Origin of the sequence: Streptomyces graminilatus (assembly GCF_001418565.1) — a bacterium.
Classification (GTDB): Bacteria; Actinomycetota; Actinomycetes; order Streptomycetales; family Streptomycetaceae; genus Streptomyces; species Streptomyces graminilatus.
The window spans coordinates 17,911-42,012 of record NZ_LIQQ01000187.1 but is presented as its reverse complement, the minus strand read 5'-3'; the positions used below and the strand labels follow the sequence as shown (position 1 = coordinate 42,012).

Annotated in this window: 3 protein-coding genes; all 3 read left to right on the top strand. The window is 72.0% G+C overall.

Features of this window, described 5'->3' with window-relative positions; translation table 11 throughout:
- Window positions 1–3,951, top strand: a 3,951-nt coding sequence (locus tag AOK08_RS17305; protein WP_157876706.1) for an SDR family NAD(P)-dependent oxidoreductase, incomplete at its 5' end; no start/stop codon positions are given.
- A gap of 10 nt (window positions 3,952–3,961) precedes the next feature.
- Window positions 3,962–14,932: a type I polyketide synthase gene (locus AOK08_RS17300; RefSeq protein ID WP_055526543.1), complete on the top strand. Its 10,971-nt coding sequence runs from the start codon at window positions 3,962–3,964 to the stop codon at window positions 14,930–14,932.
- Between the two features lie 25 nt (window positions 14,933–14,957).
- Window positions 14,958–24,074: a hybrid non-ribosomal peptide synthetase/type I polyketide synthase gene (locus tag AOK08_RS17295; protein WP_055526540.1), complete on the top strand. Its 9,117-nt coding sequence runs from the start codon at window positions 14,958–14,960 to the stop codon at window positions 24,072–24,074.
- The last annotated feature ends 28 nt before the right edge of the window (window positions 24,075–24,102 follow it).

Here is a 24,102-nt window from a genome sequence, read left to right as displayed (position 1 = left end):
GACCTGCCCACGTACGCCTTCCGGCGCGAGCACTTCTGGCTGGCCCCGCAGCCCGCCGCCGACGTGCGCGGGCTCGGCCTTGACCCGGCCGGTCACCCGCTGCTCGCCACGGCGGTGGACCTGGCCGGGAGCGGGGACACCGTGTTCACCAGCAGGGTCTCCCTGAGCGGGCACCCATGGCTGGCCGACCATGTCATCGCCGGAACCACTCTGCTGCCCGCCACCGCGTTCCTCGAACTGGCCGTCGCCGCCGGCGACCGCCTGGACGTGCCGTACGTGGACGAGCTGACCCTGGAGGCGCCCCTGCGGCTGCCGCCGGACCGGGCCGTGCGCCTCCAGGTGAGCGTCGGCGCGCCCGATGCCACCGGGCGCCGCGCCTTCGCCGTGCACGCCGCGCCCGACGCCGGTCCGCAAGCCGATCCGTCGGCCCGCCCCTGGACCCGGCACGCCTCGGGCACTCTCGGTCCCCAGGCACCGGACGCCCGGGGGCGGAAGGGCTCCCTGATGCCCATCGGCGCCGATTCCGAGCCGCCGCCGGACCTGTACGACCGGCTCTCCGACCTCGGTTACGGCTATGGGCCCGCCTTCCGGAACCTGGTGTCGGCACTGCACGAGGGCCGGGACCTCCACGCCGTGGTCCGGCTGCCGGAGGAACTGCGGGACTCGGCCCCGGGGTTCGCCGTGCACCCCGCGCTGCTCGACGCCGTCCTCCACCCGCTCGTACTGGCGTCCGCGCCCGACCACGATTCCGACGCTCCCGGTGCCACCATGCTTCTCCCGTTCGCCTGGTCCGGCGTCACTCTGCACGCCACCGGCGCCACGGAGCTGCGTGCCCGGATCACCTGGACCGGTACCGCCACGGTGAGGTTGCTGCTGACCGACCCCACCGGTGCTCCCGTAGCCGAGGTGGAGTCCCTGACCCTGCGTCCCGTCGACACCGGCCGTCTGGCCGCGCCCGGCTCCACCGCCGTCCCCCGCGACCGGCTGCTCAGGGTGGACTGGGTGCCGGTGCCGGCAGCGCACACGGCCCCCGTGTCAGAGGCTTCCTGGGGAGTCGTCCGAGGGGCCGGTATGCCGGCCGGGACGGCCGAGGAGTTCACCGCCGCCCTGTCCGCCGCCGGTGTCACCGTGACCCACTACGACGATCTCGACGCGCTGGCGCTCTCGTTGGGAGCGGGCACCGCCCCGCAGGTCGTCGCGGTACCGGTGACCCTTCCTGACGGGACGGCGGACGGGGCGTTCGCGGCGCGGGCGACCGTGGCCGCTGTCGACGGGACGGTTCGCCGGTGGCTGACCGACGACCGGTTCGAGGGACGTCGGTTGGTGCTGGTGACCCGGGGCGCGGTCGCGGCGGGCGGCGTCGTGCCCGATCTGGCGTCGGCTCCCGTGTGGGGGCTGGTGAGGTCGGCCCAGGAGGAGAATCCCGGGCGGTTCGCGCTCGTCGATCTCGACCGTATCGACCTCGGCCATGACGCGTCCGTGCGGGCGTTGCCGGCCGCTGTCGGCACCGGTGAGACACAGGTCGCGATCCGGGCGGGCGAAGTGCTGCTGCCGAGGCTGACTCCGGCCGACGGCGACGGCCTGGCCGTCCCGTCCGATCCTGCCTGGCGGCTGGGCATCCCGGTGCGCGGCACCTTCGAGAACCTCGAACTCGGCCCGGCACCCGACGCGCTGGAGCCGCTGGGCCCCGGTCAGGTCCGTATCGCGATGCGGGCGGGTGGCCTCAACTTCAAGGACGTGCTGCACGCCCTGGACGTGACCGGTGAACAGAAACCCGGTCTGGAGGGGGCCGGAGTGGTGATGGAGGTGGCTCCCGATGTCACCGACCTCGCTCCCGGCGACCGGGTGCTGGGCCTCATCCCAAACGCTCTGGGTCCGGTCGCCGTCACCGATCGCCGGCTTGTCGCTCCGGTGCCCGAGGGCTGGTCCTTCGCCGAGGCGGCGGCGGTCCCCGTGGTCTTCCTGACCGCGTACCACGGGCTGGTGGAGCTGGCCGGTCTCGCCGAGGGCGAATCCGTGCTGGTGCATGCCGCCGCCGGTGGTGTCGGGCTCGCCGCCGTGCAACTGGCCCGGCATCTGGGAGCCGAGGTGTTCGGCACCGCCAGTGACGCCAAGCACGACGTGCTGCGTGCGTGGGGGCTCGACGACGCGCACATCGCCTCGTCCCGGACGCTCGACTTCGCGCGGCGCTTCGGCTCGGTGGACGTGGTGCTGAACTCCCTTGCCGGTGAGTTCGTCGATTCCTCCGCCGGCCTCCTGCGTCCGGGCGGGCGCTTCCTGGAGATGGGCAAGGCCGACCTCCGGGACCCGGCGGAAATGGCCGTCACCTGGCCGGGCACCAGCTACCAGGCGTACGACCTCACCGAGCTGAGCCCCGACCACATCCAGGAACTGCTGACCCGTGTCCTCGACCTGTTCCGGTCCGGGGCCCTGCGGCATCTGCCGCTGACGGTCCTGGACGTACGCCGGGCCAAGAGGGCGTTCCAGGAGCTGGCCCAGGCGCGGCACGTGGGGAAGGTCGTGCTGACGATCCCGCGTCGCCCCGATCCGGGGGGAACCGTGCTGATCACCGGCGGTCTCGGGGCGCTGGGCCGGAACACGGCCCGGCGGTTGGTCACGGCTCACGGTGTGCGTCACCTGCTGCTCACCGGACGCAAGGGCAGGGCTTCGGAGGGAGTGGCCGACCTTGAGACCGAACTGTCCCGGCTCGGGGCGGAGGTGACGGTGGCGGCATGCGATGTCTCCGACAGGGAGGCGCTGGCGGCACTGATCGCCTCGGTGCCGCCCGAGCATCCACTGACCGGGGTGATCCACGCGGCCGGTGTGCTGGCCGACGGAGTGGTGACGGCGCTGACACCGGAGAACTTCGATGTCGTCATGGCGCCCAAGATCGATGCCTCCTGGTACCTGCACGAGCTGACCCGCGACCTGGACCTGTCTCTGTTCGTGCTGTACTCCTCCGTCGTCGGGACGCTCGGCGGTGCCGGGCAGGCCAACTACGCCGCGGCGAACGTCTTCCTGGACGCGCTGGCTCACCACCGCAGGGCGTGCGGCGCTCCCGCCGTGTCTGTGGGGTGGGGCCTGTGGGCCGGGGACAGCGGGATGAGCGGTGGGCTCAGCGACAACGATGTGGCGCGGCTCGCCCGCGGCGGCATCGCCGCGATGTCCTCCGAGGAGGGACTGGCGCTGTTCGATGCCGCGCTCGCCTGCGACGACCCGCTGCTCGTGGCCATGAAACCCGACAGGCAGGCGCTGCGTTCCGGCAGGACGCTGTCACCGCTGCTGAGGGGGCTGGCCCAGGGGCCGGTACGGCGTGCGGTGGACGAGGTGGAGCAGAAGGGCCCGCAGCTGGTCCAGCGGCTGGCGGGGCTGTCCCGCGCCGAGCGTGAACGGGCTCTGCTCGACATGGTCCGTACCCAGGCCGCCGCGGTGCTGGGGCACGCCTCCCGGGAGCGTGTTCCGGCCCACGCGTTGTTCAAGAGCGTCGGGTTCGACTCCCTGACCACGGTGGAACTGCGCAACCGGCTCATCGCGGCCACCGGCCTGCGGCTGCCCGCCACCCTGGTCTTCGACCGCCCGACACCGCGTGAGATGGCGGCGCACCTGGCGGTGGAGTACTTCCCCGAAGCGGCGGAGCCCGCTCCGCCCGCGCCCGGTGCCGGGCTCAGGGCCGATCCGGATGTGACGTCCGGATGCGAGGACGAAGACCTCCGCCGGATGTTGGCCTCCATCCCGTTGGCTCGTCTGCGGTCGGCCGGCCTGGTCGACGTGCTTCGCGGCCTGGCCGAGAAGAACCCCACAAACAAGGGGGACAAGAGAGACAAGGGGGACATCGAGAGCGTCCCTGCGCGGCGCGAGGACGAAGGGGCGGGGCAGGGCCCGGACGCCGGGATCGACGGACTGGACGCCGGCGGGTTGGTCCGCCTGGCGACCCTCGGAACGGATGCGTGAGGAAGAGACCATGACCGCCCCCTCCAGTGAAGACCTCGTCCGCGCGCTGCGCGCCTCCCTCAAGGAGACCGACCGGCTGCGTACGCGGAACCGGGAACTCACCGATTCCGCCATGGAACCGATCGCCATCGTCGGAATGGGTTGCCGCCTTCCTGGCGGAGTGACCTCCCCCGAGGAGCTGTGGACCCTGCTCACCGCCGGGGGCGACGCCATCGCCGAGTTACCCCGTGACCGTGGTTGGGACCTTGACGCAGAGCACGGTCCCCAGCCCGGACGCGAGGAGACGGCCTACTGCCGACAGGGCGGATTCCTCGACGGCGCCGGCGACTTCGACGCCGAGTTCTTCGGGATCTCGCCCCGCGAGGCGCTGGCGATGGACCCCCAGCAGCGGGTGCTCCTGGAGACGGCGTGGGAGGCGCTCGAAGGGGCGGCCATCGGTCCCCTCTCGTTGAAGGGCAGCAGCACCGGCGTTTTCGTCGGCGGATTCCACCAGCCGTACGGTCCCGCGTTGCACGAGCCGGCACCGGGCATCACCGGGCTCCGGGTGACCGGCAGCGGGGCCAGCGTGATGTCCGGACGGCTCGCCTACACCCTGGGCCTGGAGGGCCCCACCATCACCGTCGACACCGCCTGCTCGTCGTCACTGGTCGCCCTCCACCTGGCGGCGCAGTCACTGCGGAAGGAGGAATGCTCGCTGGCGCTGGTCGGCGGGGTCTGCGTCATGCCCTCGCCCTGGCTGTTCGTGGAGTTCGACAAGCTGCGCGGAATGTCCAAGGACGGCCGCTGCCGGGCCTTCTCCGCCGAGGCGGACGGTACGGGCTGGTCCGAGGGCGTGGGCGTGCTGGTGGTGGAGCGGCTGTCCACCGCGCGCGCGGCGGGTCACCGGGTGCTGGCCGTGATCCGGGGCAGCGCCGTGAACCAGGACGGAGCCAGTAACGGTCTGAGCGCCCCGAGCGGCCCGGCCCAGGAGCGTGTCATCCGGGCAGCCCTGGACAGCGCCGGGCTCACCGCCGGTGACGTGGACGTCGTCGAGGCGCACGGCACCGGAACCCGGCTCGGCGACCCGATCGAAGCCCAGGCCCTGCTGGCGACGTACGGACAGATGCACACGCCGGAGGACCCGCTCCGGCTGGGATCGGTGAAGTCCAACATCGGTCACACACAGGGCGCCGCCGGTGTGACAGGCGTGATCAAGATGGTGCTGGCGCTGCGTCACGGCATTCTGCCGAAGACCCTGCACGCCGGCACGCCCTCGCCGTTCGTCGACTGGAGCGCGGGCACGGTGTCCTTGCTCACGGAGTCCGTGCCCTGGCGCGAGCGGGACCGGCCGCGCAGGGCAGGCGTCTCGTCCTTCGGCATCAGCGGAACCAACGCCCACGTCATCGTCGAGGAAGCACCCGGGCCGCCTGCCGCGCCGCCCCCCGAACCGGTCCACCCCGACAACATCCCGGTCGTGCTCTCGGCACGGACCGCGTCCGCGCTGGGCGAGCAGGCGGCGCGGCTCCGGGAGCGGCTGAAGGCCGATGCCGGGCTCGGTGTGCGCGAGGTCGCACACGCGCTGGCCGTCGGCAGGTCGGCGGTGGAGCACAGGGCCGTGCTGTTCCCGGGCGACAGGGACGGCCTGGTCGAGGACCTCGGACACCTCGCCGCCGGCAGGCCCGTGCGGCGGCTGGCACGAGGTGTCGCGGACGGTGGCGCGCTCGCCTTCGTCTTCGCCGGGCAGGGCAGCCAGCGGACGGGCATGGGAAGCGAGTTGTACGCCCGGTTCCCCGTCTACCGGGCGGCCTTCGACGAGGCGGCACAGCACTTCGACCCGGCGATCGGGCGGTCGCTGCGTGAGGTGGTCCTCGACGCCGGATCCGGGGTGCTGGATCGCACGGAGTTCACCCAGCCAGCCCTGTTCGCGACCGAGGTGTCCCTCTACCGGCTCCTGGAGTCGTTCGGTCTGCGCCCCGACATGGTGGCCGGGCACTCCATCGGCGAGCTCGCCGCCGCGCACGTGGCCGGCGTGCTCTCGCTGGAGGACGCGTGCACCCTGGTCGCGGCGCGCGGCCGGCTGATGGGGGAGCTGGTGACGGCCGGGGCGATGGTGTCCGTACGCGCCTCGGAGAACGAAGTGCTGAGTGTTCTTCGGACCCTGGGGGACAAGGCGGCCGTCGCGGCGGTCAACGGGCCCCGGTCGGTGGTGGTTTCCGGCGCCGAGGACGCCGTGACCGAGGTGGCCGACACACTGGCGGAGAGGGGCGTCAGGACCAAGCGGCTGCGGGTGAGTCATGGCTTCCACTCGCCGTTGATGGATCCCATGCTGGCGGACTTCCGGCGCGTGGCACAGGGGCTGTCGTTCGCCGCCCCGGTGATCCCGCTGGTGTCGACCCTGACGGGCGACTTCGCGGGCTCCGCCGAGCTCCGCACGGCCGACTACTGGGTTCGGCATGTGCGGGAGCCGGTCCGGTTCCTCGACGGGGTACGACGGCTGTGGGCACAGGACGCGACGACGTTCGTCGACATCGGCCCCGACGGAGCCCTGTCCGAAATGGTGCGCGACTGCCTGGAGGCCTGCGTCGAGCCGGCGCCGGAGGGCGGGCGGCGCGCGGAGGATCGTACGGAGAACGGCGAGAAACGTGCGGCCCGCCACCGTGAACCGGTCGTGATACCGACGCTGCGCCGCCGACGCGACGAGGCCCGTGCCGTCACCGACGCTCTGGCGTCCGCGTTCGTGAGCGGTGCCGTCGTCGACTGGCGCGCGGCGTTCGCGGCGTCGGCAGCGCCCAGGGTCGATCTGCCCACGTATCCCTTCCAGCGCCGCCGGTACTGGCTTCCCCCGTCCGGGCCCCGCACCGGCGGGGCCACCGCGCTGGGCCTTGCCGCGTCCGGGCACCCGTTGCTGGGTGCCGTCCTCTCCATCGCCGGTGACGGAAGCACCCTGTTCACCGGGCGGATCGGTCTCGACTCCCACCCCTGGCTGGCCGACCACGTCGTCCTCGGCAGCGTGCTGTTCCCGGCAGCCGCTCAGGTGGAACTCGCCGGCCAGGCGGCGGAACTGATGGGCGGGGACACGGTGGAGGAGCTGACGCTGGAGGCACCGATGGTGCTTCCCCGCAGCGGTGCCCTCCAGGTGCAGGTCGCGGTCGGCCCCGCCACCGAGGAGGGGCGCCGAACCGTCACCGTCCATTCGATGCCCGAGCACGCACCGATCGAGCGTGGGTGGACGCGTCACGCGGTGGGTACGCTCGGCCGCCCCGGGTCCATGCCCTCGCGGAAGCCGACGTCCCCCCGGCGGCCGGAGTCGTCACAGCCGGCTCCCGCCTCCTGGGCCGGCGTGTGGCCACCGCCGGGTGCCGAGCGGGTCGACCTGGCCGACACCTACCGGGCGCTGGCCGAGCGAGGCCTGGACTACGGACCTTCCTTCCAGGGGCTGCGAGCCGCCTGGCGGCTGGACGGGGAGATCTTCGCCGAGGTGGCGCTGCCGGAGGAACTCCGCGAGGACGCCACCCGCTTCGGCCTTCATCCCGTGCTGCTCGACTCCGCGTTGCACGCCATGGACCTGGGCGGACCCGACGGCTCGCTCAAGCTGCCCTTCGCCTGGTCGGATCTCCGGCTGCACGCGACAGGCGCGAGCGCTCTGCGGTGCAGGCTCCGCGTGAACGCGCCGGATCGCGTGTCGGTCACGCTCTTCGACGAGGCGGGCCTGCTCGTGGCCGAGATCGGCTCGCTGGCGTTGCGGCCGGTCACCGGGGACCAGTTACGGCAGGACACCGCGTCGGACGCGCTCCACAGGGTCGACTGGGTGCCCGTCCCGGCGAGGAGCGGGACAGGCGACGACCCTGCCGTGTGCACGGTGCTCGGAGACGCCCCCGACGGGCTGCGGGACGCCCCGGTCCACCCTGATCTCGCCGCGCTGGGTGCGGCAGCCGGACCGTCGGACGTCGTGGTCGCCCTCGCCCCCGAACCGGGCGACGACCCGGCCGTGCGCGCCGAGGCGTTGACCGGCCGGGTACTGCGTCTGCTCCAGGAGTGGCTGGCCGACGGACGGTTCACCGGATCCCGGCTGACCGTGCTGACCACGAGGGCCGTCGCGACGAACGACGACGACCACGATCTCACGCTCGCCCAGTCCCCGCTGTGGGGCCTGCTGCGCACGGCTCAGACCGAGCACCCGGGCCGGTTCTCAGTCATCGATGTGGACGGCAGTACGGAGAGCGCCCGCGTCCTGCGGGACGCCCTGCGCACCGCCGAGCCCCAACTCGCGCTGCGCGCGGGGCAGATGCTGGCGCCTCGGCTGACGCCGCTCCCCGCCGTCCCCGTTCCGCTCGACCCGGTGTCGTGGGATCCGGAGGGCACCGTCCTCATCACCGGTGCCATGGGCGCCCTGGGCGGCGAGGTGGCCCGGCATCTGGTCTCCGCGCACGGGGTACGGCACCTGCTCCTGACCTCGCGACGCGGTCCCGGAGCCGAGAGCGCCGCCGGTCTGGTCGCCGAACTGAGCCGGTACGGCGCCGTGGCACGGGTCGCCGCGTGCGACGTCTCGGACCGGGCGGCGCTCGGCGCGCTGCTCGCCGGGATCCCCGAGGACCATCCACTCACCGCTGTCGTGCACACCGCCGGCGTCCTCGACGACGGCGTGCTCGACGCACAGCGCGAGGACCGTCTCGCCGAAGTGTTCGCCCCGAAGGTGGCGGGCGCCTGGAATCTGCACGAGGCGACACGCGAGCTGGGCCTCTCCGCCTTCGTGCTCTTCTCCTCCGCCGCCGGTGTGCTGGGCACCGCGGGCCAGGCGGGTTACGCGGCGGCCAACACCTTCCTCGACGCGCTGGCCCACCGACGCCGGCAGGAAGGGCTCGTGGCCTCCGCGTTGGCATGGGGCCCCTGGGAGGGGAGCGGCATGCTCGGCGGCCTGGACACCGCCGGCCTGTCCCGGCTCGCGCGCGTCGGCATCAGGCCGTTCGCGGCGCGGGACGCGCTGCGCCTGCTCGACACGGCGCTCCTCCTCGACCGTCCGATGACGGTTCCGCTCCGGCTCGACCCCGCCGTGGCCGGCGCCGGCACGCCCGGGGCGGACGACGAGCCCGGTCCCCTGTCGCGGGGCCTCATGCCCGCACCCGGTCGACGCGCCCCCGGGACTTCCGCCTCGGGTGGACCGGTGCACGGCACGGCCCGTGCACGGCTGGACGGTCTCAGGGGCGAGGAGCTCGCGGAGGCCGTACTCGACCTGGTGCGTACGACGGCGGCCGAGATCCTCGACCACGGGAGCGGTGACGACGTCGGTGCCGACCGCAGCTTCAAGGACCTCGGCATGGACTCGCTGATGGCTCTGGAACTGCGCAACGGCGTCAGCAAAGCGACCGGTCTGCGGCTGTCCCCGACTCTCGTCTTCGACCACCCCACTCCGTCGGACGTCGCGAGTCATGTGCTGGACCAGCTCGACGGACACGATCCGCGGGCTTCCGAGGGCGAACGGGATGCCGGGGCTCTCGCCGGCATCGGCGGCACCGGCGCCCCGGTCCTGTCCACCGACGACGATCCTGTGGTGATCGTGGGCATGGCCTGCCGCTTTCCGGGCGGCGTCGAGACCCCTGACGACCTCTGGGCGCTGGTGTCCTCGGGTACGGACGCCATCAGCGCGTTTCCCGCCGACCGGGGTTGGGACCTGGAACGGCTCTACGATCCGGACCCCGACGCCCCGGGGACCTCGTACACGCGGCACGGCGGCTTCATCGACAACGCCGCCGACTTCGATGCCGACTTCTTCGGGATCTCCCCCAAGGAAGCCCTGGCCATGGATCCCCAGCAGCGCCTTCTCCTGGAAACCTCGTGGGAGGCCATCGAACGCGCGGGGATCGACCCGGTGACGCTCAAGGGCAGCCGCACCGCGGTCTTCGCGGGGGTGATGTACCACGAGTACGCGCAGCGGCTGCCCGAGATGCCGAGCGCGCTGGAGGGCTATCTCGCGACCGGCAACACGGGCGCCGTCGATTCGGGCCGGGTCGCGCACTACTTGGGTGTCGAGGGCCCCGCGGTGACCGTGGACACGGCCTGTTCGTCGTCCCTGGTGGCCCTGCACCTGGCCTGCCAGTCGCTGAGACTCGGCGAGAGCAGCATGGCGCTGGCCGGTGGCGTGACCGTGCTGTCGACCCCCTTCTGCTTCACCGAGTTCAGCCGCCAGCGCGGTCTGGCACCGGACGGCCGGATCAAGTCCTTCGGCAGCGGTGCCGACGGCACGAGCTGGGCGGAGGGCGCGGGGATGCTGCTGCTGGAGCGGCTCTCCGACGCCCGCCGCCACGGACACCCCGTACTGGCGGTGATCCGTGGCTCCGCCGTCAACCAGGACGGGGCGAGCAACGGTCTGACCGCGCCGAACGGGCGTGTCCAACAGCGCGTCATCGAGGACGCCCTGTCCCGGGCCGGCCTCACCGCCGCCGATGTCGACGCGGTGGAGGCACACGGAACCGGGACCGTGCTGGGCGACCCCATCGAGGCCCGGGCCCTTCAATCGGCCTACGGGGGCTCCCACCTGGGGGACCACCCTCTGTGGCTGGGCTCGGTCAAGTCGAACCTCGGTCACACGCAGGCGGCCGGCGGAGCGGCCGGCGTGATCAAGATGGTGCTGGCCCTGCGCCACGGGGTTCTGCCCAAGACCCTCCACGCGCAGGAGCCGTCCCCGAAGGTGGACTGGACGGACGGCGGCGTCGAGTTGCTGACCGAGGCCCGGCCCTGGCCCGACCGCGCCCGCCCGCGCCGCGCCGGTGTCTCCTCCTTCGGTATCGGCGGCACGAACGCCCACGTGATCCTCGAACAGCCGCCGACGGTACCGCCACAGGCGCGGGAAACAACGGGGCCGGACCCCGCGGACGCCGTTCACGGCGAACCGGACGCGACGGACCCGGTGCCCCTGCTCCTGAGCGCCAGAAGCGAGACCGCTCTGCCCGGCCAGGCCGGACGCCTGCTGGACCATCTGCGGGCGCACCCCGAGGCACGCCTCGCCGATGTCGCCCGGTCGCTGGCGACCACCCGTTCGTCACTGGAACACAGGTCGGCGCTGGTGGGCGCGGGGCGCGCGGACCTGCTGCGGGGGCTGGCGGAGCTGGCCGCGGGCGGGTGTCCGGCGAACGCCGTGCGGGGCCGGGCCACGCGGCGCGGCAAGGTCGCCTTCCTCTTCTCGGGGCAGGGTTTCCAGCGGATCGGTATGGGCAGGGAACTGGCCGCCTCGTACGTGACGTTCCGGGAGAGTCTGGACGAGGTGTGCGGGGTGCTGGACAGCCATCTCGACGTGCCCTTGCGGACGGTGCTCTTCGCGGCGGCCGGCAGTGACCGGGCGCGGCTGCTGGACCGTACGGACTACACCCAGCCGGCGGTGTTCGCGCTGGAGGTCGCCGCCTTCCGGCTGTTGGAGAGCTGGGGTGTGCGGCCCGATCTCGTCGCGGGACACTCCGTGGGAGAGCTGGTGGCGGCGCATGTCTGTGGCGCGCTGTCGCTCCCCGACGCGGCGCGGCTCGTGGCCGCGCGCGGCCGCTTGATGGCCGGCCTGCCGACGGGCGGGGCGATGGTCGCGGTGCAGGCCGCCGAGCCACCGATGAGGCAATGGCTGGACGCCAACGAGCCGGCCGTGAGTATCGCCGCGGTGAACGCGCCGGACTCGCTGGTCCTGTCGGGCGACGAGGACGCGGTGCTCAGGGCCGAGGCCGTGTGGCGCTCGCGCGGGGCGCGCACCAAGCGGCTGCGGGTCTCGCACGCCTTCCATTCGGCACGTATGGACCCGATGCTGGCCGAGTTCACGGATCTCACCGCGTCCGTCCTGCCCCACGACGGAAGGGGTGAGCGCGGTCACCCGCCGATTGGGTGGGTCTCCACGATGACGGGCGAGACCGTCGACCCCTCGCTGCTGGACCACCACCACTGGGCCAGGCAGGTGCGGGAGACCGTACGGTTCGACGACGCCCTCACGACCCTCCGGGCGGCCGGTGCGACCCATTTCCTTGAGGTGGGTTCGGATCAGCTCGTCGGCGTCGCCGGCGGCCACGGTGACGGACGCCTGTTCGTGCCGCTGCTGCGATCGGGACGGGAGGAACCCCGGTCCGCGCTGACCGCCCTGGCCCAGCTGCACGTGCACGGAGCGGAGGTGGACTGGGCGTCCGTACTCGAAGGCGATCGCGTCGAACTGCCGACGTACGCCTTCCAGCGACAGCGTTACTGGCTCGACGCCCGCCCCGGGCGGCACCGGCCCGCTCTGCTCGGGCTGGACGTCTCCGAGCACCCCCTGCTCGGGGCGACGACCAGGCTGCCCGGATCGGGCGGGCTGGTGATGAGCGGGGTCGTCACCCGGGAGGGTCACCCGTGGCTGGCCGACCACACCATCGGTGGGGTGGCGCTGCTTCCGGGTACCGCTCTCGCGGAACTCGTCTGCGCGGCGGGCGGTGCCGTCGACCGTCCGGTCCTGCGGGAACTCATCCTGCACGCCCCTCTGGCGGTCCCCGACGGCGAAGGGACACGGCTGCGGCTGGTCGTCGAGGGCGACGGGTCCGTGAGCGTCCACGCCCAGGCCGTACCGGAGGAACCGTGGACACTCCACGCGTCGGGCCTGCTCGGCGAACGACGGCCCGAGGACGCCGCCACCGGACTCGGCTTCGCCGCCGATGCATGGCCGCCGCCGGATGCCGTGTCCGTGGACGCCTCCTCCCTCTACGAGGACCTGGCGGAGCGGGGTTACGGCTACGGGCCCGCCTTCACGGGCATACGGGCCGTATGGCGCCGGGGCGACGACGTGTTCGCCGACGTCGAGTTGGGCGCCGACGAGCCGGTGGACGGCTACGGCCTCCATCCGGCGCTCTGGGACAGCGCGCTGCACGCCCTGTTCCTCGCGGGAGCGACCGGCCGGCCCGAGCGCCTCGTGGCGCCGGGCGGTCCTCGGGTGCCCTACGAGTGGAGAGGCGTCACGGTGCACAGCGCGGGCGCTCGCGCGCTCCGGGTCAGGCTGTGTGTCTCCGGCCCGGACACCGTCTCGCTGCACGCCGTCGACCCCGACGGCCGCGCGGTGCTCTCCGTGGACGCGCTTGCCCTGCGTGTGATGTCTCCGGAACTCCTCCCCCGGCCCGTCGGGCGGTTCCTGCACCGGGTGGTCTGGTCGGCGCTGCCCGATGACGCGCGGTCCGCCCGGCCGGACTCGAAGGATGTCGTGGCCGTGTGTCCCGAGGGGGACGTCGAGGAGGTCACGCGGTGGGCGCTGTCCGTGGTCCAGGAGTGGCTGGCGGACGAACCGGCGGATCAGGACGGGCGACCGGACACGCGATCGGACGCGCGGAGCGGTCAACGGCCCGAGGGAGCACGGCTGGTGGTCGTCACCCACCGGGCCGTCGCCACCCGGGCCGGCGAGGACACCGACCCGGCCTGCGCGGCCGTGTGGGGGCTGGTGCGCTCCGCCCAGGCGGAGCATCCCGGCAGGTTCGTCCTGCTGGACGGCGAGGGCCCGGGGTCTGCGGCGCCGCTTCCGGCGGACCTGACGGGCACCGACGAGCCCCAGCTCGCGCTGCGCGACGGACGGCTGCTGGTGCCGCGCCTGGTACCGGCCGCCGACCGGGGAAGCGCCGACCGGCCGAGGCCGGTCCTGCCGCCGCACAGCACGGTCCTCGTCACGGGCGGCACGGGGACGCTGGGCGCGGCCTTCGCCCGGCACCTCGTGGCTCACTACGGTGCCCGGCACCTGCTGCTGGTCAACCGTCGGGGCCCCGATCGCCCGGGAGTGCCCGAGCTGATCGCCGAGCTGGCCGAACTGGGCGCCCGCGCCACGGTGGTCGGCTGTGACGTCGCCGACCGGGAGGCGCTGCGGTCCCTGCTCTCCGCGATCCCGGCGGACCGTCCGCTGGGTGCGGTGATCCACGCGGCGGGTACCGTCGACGACGGCGTCGTCACCCGGCTCACTCCGGAGCGTTTCCCCGGGGTCCTCGGGCCCAAGGCGGTCGCCGCCCGGCATCTGCACGAGTTGACCCGCGACATGGATCTGACGATGTTCGCGATGTTCTCGTCGGCGGCCGGGACCCTCGGCAGCCCGGGTCAGGCGAACTACTCGGCGGCCAATGCCTACCTGGACGGCCTGGCCCAGCATCGTGTGGCCTGCGGTCTGCCGGCGCTGTCGCTCGCCTGGGGCCTCTGGCAGCCCGCCGACGGCATCACCGGCAACCTCACCGATGTCGACCTGGAACGGCTCAACCGGGCCGGGATCGGCGAGTTGTCGACGGAGCAGGGCCTGGCGCTGTTCGATCTCGCGGTCGTCGGCGACGATGCCGTGACCGTACCGGTCAAGCTGAACGTGGCCGCCCTGCGTCGCCGTCCCCGGGACCACGGCTCCCTGTCCCCGCTGCTGTGGTCACTGGCACCGGCCCGCACCGGCGGCACCTCCGTCCCGGCCGTCGGGCAGGCCGGCCCGCTGCTCGGTGAACGGCTGGCGGCCGTACGACCCGCCGATCGCCTGGAGACGGTGGTCGACGCCGTACAGGAACACCTGGCGACCGTCCTCGGGCACACCACGCCGACGTCTCTCGACACCGCACGCGGCTTCCTCGACCTGGGCGTGGACTCCCTCGCGGCCGTGGAACTCCGCAACCGGCTCCACGCGGAAACGGGCCTCGCCCTGGCGACCACGCTGGTCTTCGACTACCCCAACGTCACCGGCCTGGCCGGCCATCTGCTGGACCGGCTGACCGAGCAGAACACTCGGGATGCCGGAACAGCACCGGCAGGAGCGGACGGGGAAGACCCCGTCGAGGCACGGGTGAGGGCGTCGCTCGCCGCGATCCCGGTCGCACGGCTGCGGGAGGCCGGCCTGCTGGAAGCCCTTCTGCGTCTCGCCGGCCCTCCGGACACCACAGCGCCGTCCGACACCGGGTCCCCCGGCGCCCCGGGCCCGGCACCGGAGCGGGACGACAGCGGGATCGGGTCGATGACCGACGACCAGCTCATCCAATTGGCGCTCGACGCCGCCCAGCAGTGACGTGGTACCACCTGGAGGTTTTCCCATGACCCCGACCGCCCCTGGCGCCGACGAGAGCGCCACCGACACCGAGACCGGGCCTGACATGGACACCGTAAACACCACCGCCCCTTCCTCGCCTTCGTCCAACGAGCGTGCCATCGCCGCGCTGCGCGCCTCCCTCCTGGAGAGCGATCGCCTGCGCCGCGAGAACGAGCGCTTACGGGCGGCGGCCGACGAACCCCTGGCGATCGTCGGCATGGCCTGCCGGTACCCCGGAGGCGTCACCGGCCCGGAGGAGCTCTGGCAGCTCGTCGCCGACGCCCGGGACGCGATCACGCCTTTCCCCGACGACCGCGGCTGGGACGTCGGCGACCGCTCCGTGACGAAGGAAGGCGGATTCCTGCACGACTGCGCCGGCTTCGACGCCCCCTTCTTCGGGATCTCTCCGCGCGAGGCGCTGGCGATGGACCCCCAGCAGCGCCTGCTGCTGGAGTGCTCCTGGGAGGCGGTGGAGCGCGCCGGCATCGATCCGCTCTCCCTGCGGGGCAGCCGGACCGGCGTGTTCGTCGGACTGATGTACGGCGACTACGGTTCGCGGTGGCCCACCGCGCCGGAGGAACTGTCCGGTTTCCTCGGCAACGGCAGTGCGGGCAGCGTGGCTTCGGGCCGTATCTCCTACACCCTCGGCCTCGAAGGCCCGGCGGTGACCGTGGACACGGCGTGTTCCTCCTCGCTGGTGGCCGTGCACCTGGCAGGTCAGGCACTGCGCCAGGGGGACTGCTCGCTGGCGTTGGTGGGCGGCGCGGCGGTGATGGCGACGCCTGAGACCTTCGTCGATTTCTCCCGGCAGGGCGGGCTCGCCCCGGACGGCCGCTGCAAGTCCTTCGCCGCCGCAGCCGACGGGGTCGCCTGGGCGGAGGGCGTCGGCATGCTGCTGGTGGAGCGGCTGTCGGACGCCAGGAGCGCGGGGCATCCGGTGCTGGCCGTGATCCGTGGCACCGCCGTCAACCAGGACGGCGCCAGCAGCGGGCTCACGGCGCCGAACGGACCTTCTCAGCAACGCGTGATCCGGGCGGCCCTCCACAACGCCGGTCTCGCCCCGGAAGACATCGATGTGATCGAGGCGCACGGCACGGGCACGGTGCTCGGCGACCCCATCGAGGCACAGGCCGTCATGGCCGTCTACGGCCAGGGGCGAACGCCCGAACGGGCCATGCTGCTCGGCTCGGTGAAGTCGAACATCGGGCACACCCAGGCCGCTGCCGGAGTGGCCGGAGTGATCAAGATGGTGGAGGCGATGCGGCACGGCGTCGTCCCGGAGACCCTGCACGTGGACGCACCGTCGCCGAAGGTGGACTGGACCGCCGGAGCCGTCGAACTGCTGACCGAGAGCAGGCCCTGGCCGGTGACAGGGCACCCGTTCAGGTCGGCGGTGTCGTCGTTCGGCGTCAGCGGAACCAACGCGCACGTGATCCTGGAACAGGCGCCGGAGGACACCGGCGACGGACGGAGCGGCCCCGAATCCGCCGAGCCCGGTTCCGCGACCGAACCCTCCGACTCCACCTCCACCTCCACCTCCGCTACCGCCTCCGTCGTCCCGTGGGTCCTGTCGGGTCGCACCGAGGACGCGCTGCGCGCCCAGGCCCGCAGGCTTGTGTCGTTCGTCGAGGACAGGCCCCGTGCGGCGCCTGTCGACGTGGCCCACTCACTGCTGACGTCGCGCAGCGCCTTCCCGCACCGCGCGGTGGTGCTGGGGCGGAGCCATGCGGAGTTCCTGCCGAGACTGACAGCGCTGGCCAAGGGCGAGCCGGCCTCGGGCGTGGTGTCGGCGGTGGCCATGGGCAGGCCCAAGCCCGTGTTCGTCTTTCCTGGTCAGGGCTCCCAGTGGGCGGGCATGGCCAGGGAGTTGCTGGAATCGTCGGAGGTGTTCGCCGCGTCGATGCGGCGCTGTGACGAGGCGCTGGCGCCCTTCGTGGACTGGTCGGTGCTGGACGACGACCTCGACCTCGACAGGGTCGACGTCGTCCAGCCGCTGCTGTTCGCGGTGATGGTGTCGCTGGCGGAGATGTGGCGTTCGCTGGGCGTCGAGCCGGCGGCGGTGCTGGGGCACTCGCAGGGCGAGATCGCCGCCGCGTACGTCGCCGGCGCGCTGACCCTTGAGGACGCCGCCCGCATCGTCTCGGTACGCAGCCGCATCATCGCGAGGGAGCTCGCCGGCGGAGGCGGCATGGCCGCTGTCGACCATGCCGAACTGATCGGTGACGACGTCTCGTTGGCGGCGGTGAACGGCCCGTCCTCCCTCGTGGTGTCCGCGGCCACCGGGGCGCTGGACGCGCTGGTGGAACGGTACGAGGCGGCGGGAGCACGAGTGCGCCGGATCCCGGTGGACTACGCCTCGCACTCGGCGCAGGTCGAATCGGTCCGGGCACCGCTCCTCGAAGCCCTCGCCGACACGTCACCCCGGCCCTCGCGGATCCCGTTCTTCTCCACCGTCACCGGCGACTGGCTGGACACCTCCGCGCTCGACGCCGAGTACTGGTACCGCAACCTGCGCGAGACCGTGCGGTTCGGCCCCGCGGTCGAAAGCCTCAGGGAACAGGGCTACACCCTCTTCATCGAGTCGAGCCCTCACCCGGTGCTCATCACCGCCATACCCGACGACGCTCACACGGTCGGCACGCTGCGGCGGGACGAGGGCGGCATGGCCCGGATGCTGGCGTCGGCGGCCGAGGCGTACACGCGGGGCCTGCCGGTGGACTGGCGGCTCGCCGGAGGGCGACTGGTCGACCTGCCGACCTACGCCTTCCAACGCCGGCGGTACTGGCTGGACGGGCCCGACCAGGGGCAGTCGCCGGACAGCCGGTCGTCGTCAGCGGGTCTCACCCGTACCCTGGCTGCCCTGGGGCCGTCGGAAGAGGCTGCTGGGTCACTCCCGGGTGACCCGATCGAGGACGCGGACCTGCTCGATGTCGTACGAGCCGCCGCCGCGGCCGTCCTCGGGTACGGCAGGGCCCATGACGTCGCCCCGGACGACAACCTGGTCCAGCTGGGCCTCAGCTCCATGAGCGCGCTCGAACTCCGTAACCACCTCACGAAGGCGACGGGGCTGAGCCTGCCCACCACCCTCGTCTTCGATCACCCCACACCCGCCTTGATCGCGGACACGCTCCGCGAGCTGTCCCGGTCCGACGACGCCCTCGAACCGGAGCTGCTGCCGGGGAACGACACGGACCGCGTTCCCCTCGCCTTCCAGCAGCAACGCCTCTGGTCCTTGGACCAGATGGTGCCCGGCAGCCCCGCCTACAACGTGACCATTGAGTTCACCCTCGAAGGGGAGGTGGACCCGCGGGCCCTGGCCGAGGCCCTGGAGGTGATCGTCCAGCGGCACGAGGCGTTCCGCACCGACTTCCCCAGCGTCGACGGTGAACCCTGGCAGCGGGTGCACGACCAAGTGCGGGTGGAGTTGCCCATGACAGACCTGGGTGACCTGCCCGAGGACGAACGGCCAGCGGAGTTCGCCCGGCTCGCGCACACTCAGGCCCGGCACCTGTTCGACCTCGCGGACGGGCCACTGTTCACCGCCCGCCTCGTACGGTTGGCCCCCAGCAGCCACCGGATGCTGATCACTCTGCACCACATCATCATCGACGGACATTCGTTCTACCTCCTCCTCAAGGAGTTGCAGACCGCGTACGAGGCGATCACCCATGACGAGCCGGTACGCCTGCCGGAACTGCCCGTGCAGTACCGCGACTTCACCCGGTGGGAGCGGGACCGGCTCAGCGGTCCCGTGCTGGAGCGCAAGCTCTCCTTCTGGCGTGAGCAGCTCGGCACGGGCAACTCCGGGTTCGAACTCCCCATGGACCGACCGCGGCCGGCCGTCCAGTCCTTCGAGGGCGGCAGCCTGAACTTCCGGGTGGACCGGAACCGGGTCGACTCGCTGGAGGCGCTCGCCCGGGAGAACGACGTCACTCTGTTCATGACCGTGGTGTCCGCTCTCAACGTCCTCCTGCACCGCTTCAGCGGCAGCGACGACATCGTCATCGGCACACCCGTCGCGAGCCGGCACCACTCGGACATCGAGGATCTCCTCGGGTTCTTCGCCAACACCGTGGTGCTCCGGACGGACATGTCCGGCAACCCGAGCTTCCCCGAAGTCCTCTCCCGGGTGAGCCACATGGCCAGGAGCGCCTATGCCCACCAGGACATTCCCTTCGAGCTGCTGGTCTCCGAGCTGCTCCCCGAGCGCGGCATGAGCATGAACCCGCTCTTCCAGGTCTGCCTCGCGCTCCAGCCGCGCCTTCCGGACGACTTCAGGCGGGACACGGTCTTCACCGGCGGGCGCGAACTCCGCAACGGCACCAGCAAGTTCGACCTGTGGATCTCACTGACGGAGGAGGACGACGGCCTGCACGGCGAGGTCGAGTACAACTCCGACATCTTCGACCACGCCACGATCGAACGGATGATCGCCGCCTACCGGCTGCTGCTCGACGCCGTCATCGACAGCCCGGGGGACCGTGTCGCCGAGCTGCCCGTCCTCTCCCCCGACGAACGCGATGAACTGGTGCGGTGGAACAGCACCGAACGGGACTACTCCGATCAGCCGGGCGAGGGTCTGCACCACCTCTTCGAGGAGATGGCACGCCGGTTCCCCGAGGCGACCGCCCTGTGGAGCGAGGACGCCGCCCACCTCCGGGAGGCGGCCGACGGCGACGAACCGGGTCCGGAGCACGGCCACACCCTCACCTACGCCGAACTCGACAGCAGGGCCAACCAGTTGGCCCATCGGCTGGTGCGGATGGGGGTGCGCCGGGACGAACCCGTCGCGATCTCCGTCGAGCGGTCACCCGAGCTGGTGATCGGGCTCCTGGGCATCCTCAAAGCGGGCGGCGCCTACCTCCCCGTCGACCCCGACTACCCGGCCGACCGGCGTGCGTTCATGCTCGAAGACGCGGCGCCCCGGATTCTGCTCACCCAGCGAGGGCTCCTGGACTCCCTGCCGCCGCACCGGGCCGACGTGCTGTGCCTCGACGCCCCCGACAGCGGGCTGGCGGAGGAGCCCGCCTCCGCTCCCGACGTGACGGTGGGCCCCGACGACCTGGCGTACCTCATCTACACCTCCGGCTCGACGGGACGGCCGAAGGCCGCGATGGTCAGCCACCGGGCGGTTCGCAACCGGATCCTGTGGATGCAGGAGGAATACGGTCTGACCACGGAGGACCGCGTCCTGCAGAAGACGCCGTTCAGTTTCGACGTGTCCGTCTGGGAGTTCTTCTGGCCGCTGGTGACCGGGGCCCGTCTGGTGCTGGCCCGCCCCGGGGGGCACCGGGACGCCCGGTACCTGGCCGGCCTGATCCGGCGCCAGAACGTCGGCGTCCTGCACTTCGTCCCCTCCATGCTCCAGGTCTTCCTGGAGGAGCCCGAAGTGACGCGACTCGGGTCCGTGCGGCGCGTGTTCACCAGTGGCGAGGCGCTGTCCTACTCGCTGACCCGCCGGTTCTTCGACCGGCTGCCCCACAGCCACCTGCACAACCTGTACGGGCCCACCGAGGCGGCGATCGACGTCACCCACTGGACCGTGCCCCGGGAGCCGTCGTCCACCACGGTTCCCATCGGCAGGCCCGTGGCCAACACCGCGATCCACATCCTCGACCCGGCCATGAACCCGGTCCCGATCGGGGTCACCGGCGAGTTGTTCATCGGCGGCGTCCAGGTCGCCCGCGGCTACCTGGACCGGCCCGAACTCACCGAAGAACGGTTCGTACCCGACCCGTTCTCGGCGGGCGGAACGCTCTACCGGACAGGAGACCTCGCCCGCTACCAGCCCGACGGAAACATCGTCTACCTGGGGCGCACCGACTTCCAGGTCAAGATACGCGGGCTCCGTATCGAGCCCGGCGAGATCGAGAGCGCCCTCGAACAGCATCCCGCGGTCCGCGAGGCCGTGGTGGTCCCGCGCCGCCTGCACGGCCCCGACAGTCACGAGCAGCTCGTGGGATACGTCGTGCCCCACCTCGACGACACCTGGGGCCGGGACCCCGAACTGGCCACGGCCCAGGTCGCCGAATGGAGCCAGGTCTTCGACCGTACGTACGGCGCCGACGAGGCCGGCACCGGCGCGGTGCCCGCTACCGGGAACGAGCGTGCCCACGACGAGCCGACGAAGGACGCCGATTTCAACATCGTCGGCTGGAACAGCAGCTACACGGGCGAACCGCTGCCCGCCGAGGAAATGCGGCTGTGGGTGGACAGCACCGTGGAGCGCGTACTGGAGTGCGCCCCGGAACGAGTGCTGGAGATCGGCTGCGGCACGGGGCTGCTCCTCTCCCGGATCGCCCCGCACACCAAGCTCTACTGGGGCACGGACGTGTCGCCGACAGCGGTCGACTACATCGGAACGCGACTGCTCCCCACCCTGCCGTCCCACTCGCGGGTACGGCTGTTCCCGGCCGCCGCCCACGACATCGGCGCCCTCGATGAGCAGGAGTTCGACCTCGTCCTGCTGAACTCCGTCGTGCAGTACTTCCCCGACCCGTCCTACCTGCGCGGCGTACTCACCGACGTGGCCGCCCGACTGCGACCCGGTGGCGTCATCTATCTGGGCGACCTGCGGAGTCTGAGCCTGCTGGAGACCTTTCACACGGAGGTGGAGCTGGCCAGGGCGGAACCGGGGCTCTCGGTGGACCGGCTGCGGACCCGGGCGGAGCAGCGCGTCGCGCAGGAACAGGAACTCGCTCTCGACCCCGAGTTCTTCCTGGCGGTCTCCCGCGAGATTCCGGGTATCTCGGGCGTGGACGTCCTGCTCAAGCGAGGAGATTTCCACAACGAGCTGACCCGGTACCGCTACGACGTCGTGCTGCGGACGGTCGAGGCCCCCGCGCCGGAAACAGGCCCGGCGACCACGGACGACGCCCGCGTCGAGCCGCTCCGGCTGTCCGGTGCCACCTCGGTCGCCGACGCGGACCGTGTTCTTCGCACCGAGTGCCCCGACGTGCTGATCGTGGACGACGTGCCCAACACCCGCGTCGCCTCGATCAACGCCTTCCGCGCGGCCATGTCCGCCGCCGACGGCACGACCCCCGTCGAGGACCTGTCACCCGAGCCCGAGCACGGCGCCTCGGAACCCGAGGACTGGTGGCGGCTCGCCGACGCCCACGGATACCACGCCCGCATCGGCTGGGCACCTGGCACGGCGACCGGCCGCTACCGTGTCGTGCTGCATCGTCCCGGAGCCGCCCCGGACCCGGGCTGGACGGCGCCGGACGCGTCCCCGCGCCCGGCATGGCACTACATCAGCAACCCGTTGCTCAACGAGATCGGCCGCCGGCTGACCGAGGAGACAGACGGCTTCCTGCGGGACAGGCTCCCGGAACACATGATTCCGTCGGCGATCGTGACGCTCCCGCACCTGCCGACGGACGCCAACGGCAAGCTGGACCGGCGCGCCCTGCCCCTGCCCCGGCACACAGCCGTCTCCGCGGACGGGACCACCGCACCCCGCACGCCCGAAGAGGCGGTCCTCACCGAGATCTGGGCGGACGTGCTCGGCCTGGACGAGGTCGGCACATCCACCGGCTTCTTCGCCCTGGGAGGCGACTCCCTGCTCGCCATCCGTGTCGTGAGCAGGGCCGCGGCCCGCGGCCTCTCGCTCACCCCGCAGGACGTCTTCCAGACCAAGACCATCGCGGCCCTGGCGGAACTGGCCGCCTCCCGGAAGAGCACCGTCGTCGACACCGCTCCTTCGGCCTGGTCGTACGAACGGACCGAGCCGGACCTGGTACGGCAGGTACGGGAACGGTTCCCGGATGCCTCGGACGTGTACCCGGCGACGGGCACTCAGGTACACATGCATCGCCGTGTCCGCGAGACCCGGGAGTCCGGTGGCAACGTCATCCACCACCGTTTCCGCATCACCGGCGAGAACTTCAGCCCCGAGACACTGCGGCGGAGCTGGCAGCACACCGTCGACCGGTTCCCCGCACTGCGGACCAGCCATGTGACCGTGGAGGGCCACCCGCTCCAGGTCGTACGCGAGGGCGTCTCCGTGACCATCGAGGAGCACGACTGGCGCGCGGTTCAGCCCGTCGAACAGGAGAGGCGCATACAGGCGTACATCTCCGACCGGCGTCGCCGTGGTTTCGACCCCGAGGCCCCGCTCCAGATGAGCCTGGCACTCTTCCGGACGAAGGAGCACGTCTACGAGTACGTGTACCTGTTCAGCCTCGTCGAGCACGACGGCTGGAGCTACATGATCGTGATGAAGGAACTGCTGGACGCGTACGAGGCGATCACGGCGGACGCCACCCCCGAGGCCGCCGCACCCGGCACCGTGTTCGGCGAGTTCTGTGTGGCACAGCAGCGCCGGGACACCGTGGAGGCCGAGGAGTTCTGGCGGCCCCAGCTCGCCGGCATCACCGCGCCCTCGTGGAGGATCGCGCTGCCCGCGTCCGAGCGGCGACCCGACCCCGGATGCCCCTACCTCCAGGAGAGCGTCCTGCTGTCCCCGGCGCGGACGGCCGCTCTGACCAGGTTCGCCCGGCGCTTCGACCTCACGCTGCACACCGTGGTGCAGGGCTGCTGGGCACTCCTGCTCGGCGCCGTCACGGGAGCTCCGGAGGTTGTCTTCGGTGCCGTGTTCTCGGGCCGGGGAACGGCTCAGCTCGACGTCGAACGCGCGGTCGGACAGTTCTTCAACTTCCTTCCGGTACGTGTCTCGATCGACCGTGCGATGCACCTCTCCGGCTGGCTGGACCTGCTCCAGCAGAAGATCTCGACGATCAGCCGGTACGAGTACCTGCCCGCACAGCGCCTGTACGAGCTGGCCGGGCTGCCACCGTCCTCCGACCTCTTCGACAGCTATGTGGTCAACGAGCACTTCCCCGAGTTCGACGAGAACTTCGACCGTTTCCATCGGCTGCTGGACGCGGAGCCGGTGGAATTCATCAACCAGACGGAACACCCGCTACGGGTCGAGGTGGCCCTTTGGCAGGAGTCCCTGCTGGTCAACCTCAACCACTACGCGGGGTACTTCCCGGACGGAACCGTCCCCCACCTCAGGGAGGCGCTCGAAACCCTTCTGACCGCTGTCGCCACCGGCGAGGACCGGCCGATCGAGGCACTGCTCGAACAGCTCCCTCCCGCCCGCCAGGCCGTCTGACGTGCGGTTTTCATGACGCACAGGTCTC

What these genes read in the sequence shown, in the direction of transcription:
- AOK08_RS17300 (WP_055526543.1), top strand. Translation starts at nt 3,962, where the DNA reads ATGACCGCCCCCTCCAGTGAAGACCTCGTCCGCGCGCTGCGCGCCTCC.
- AOK08_RS17295 (WP_055526540.1), top strand. Translation starts at nt 14,958, where the DNA reads ATGACCCCGACCGCCCCTGGCGCCGACGAGAGCGCCACCGACACCGAG.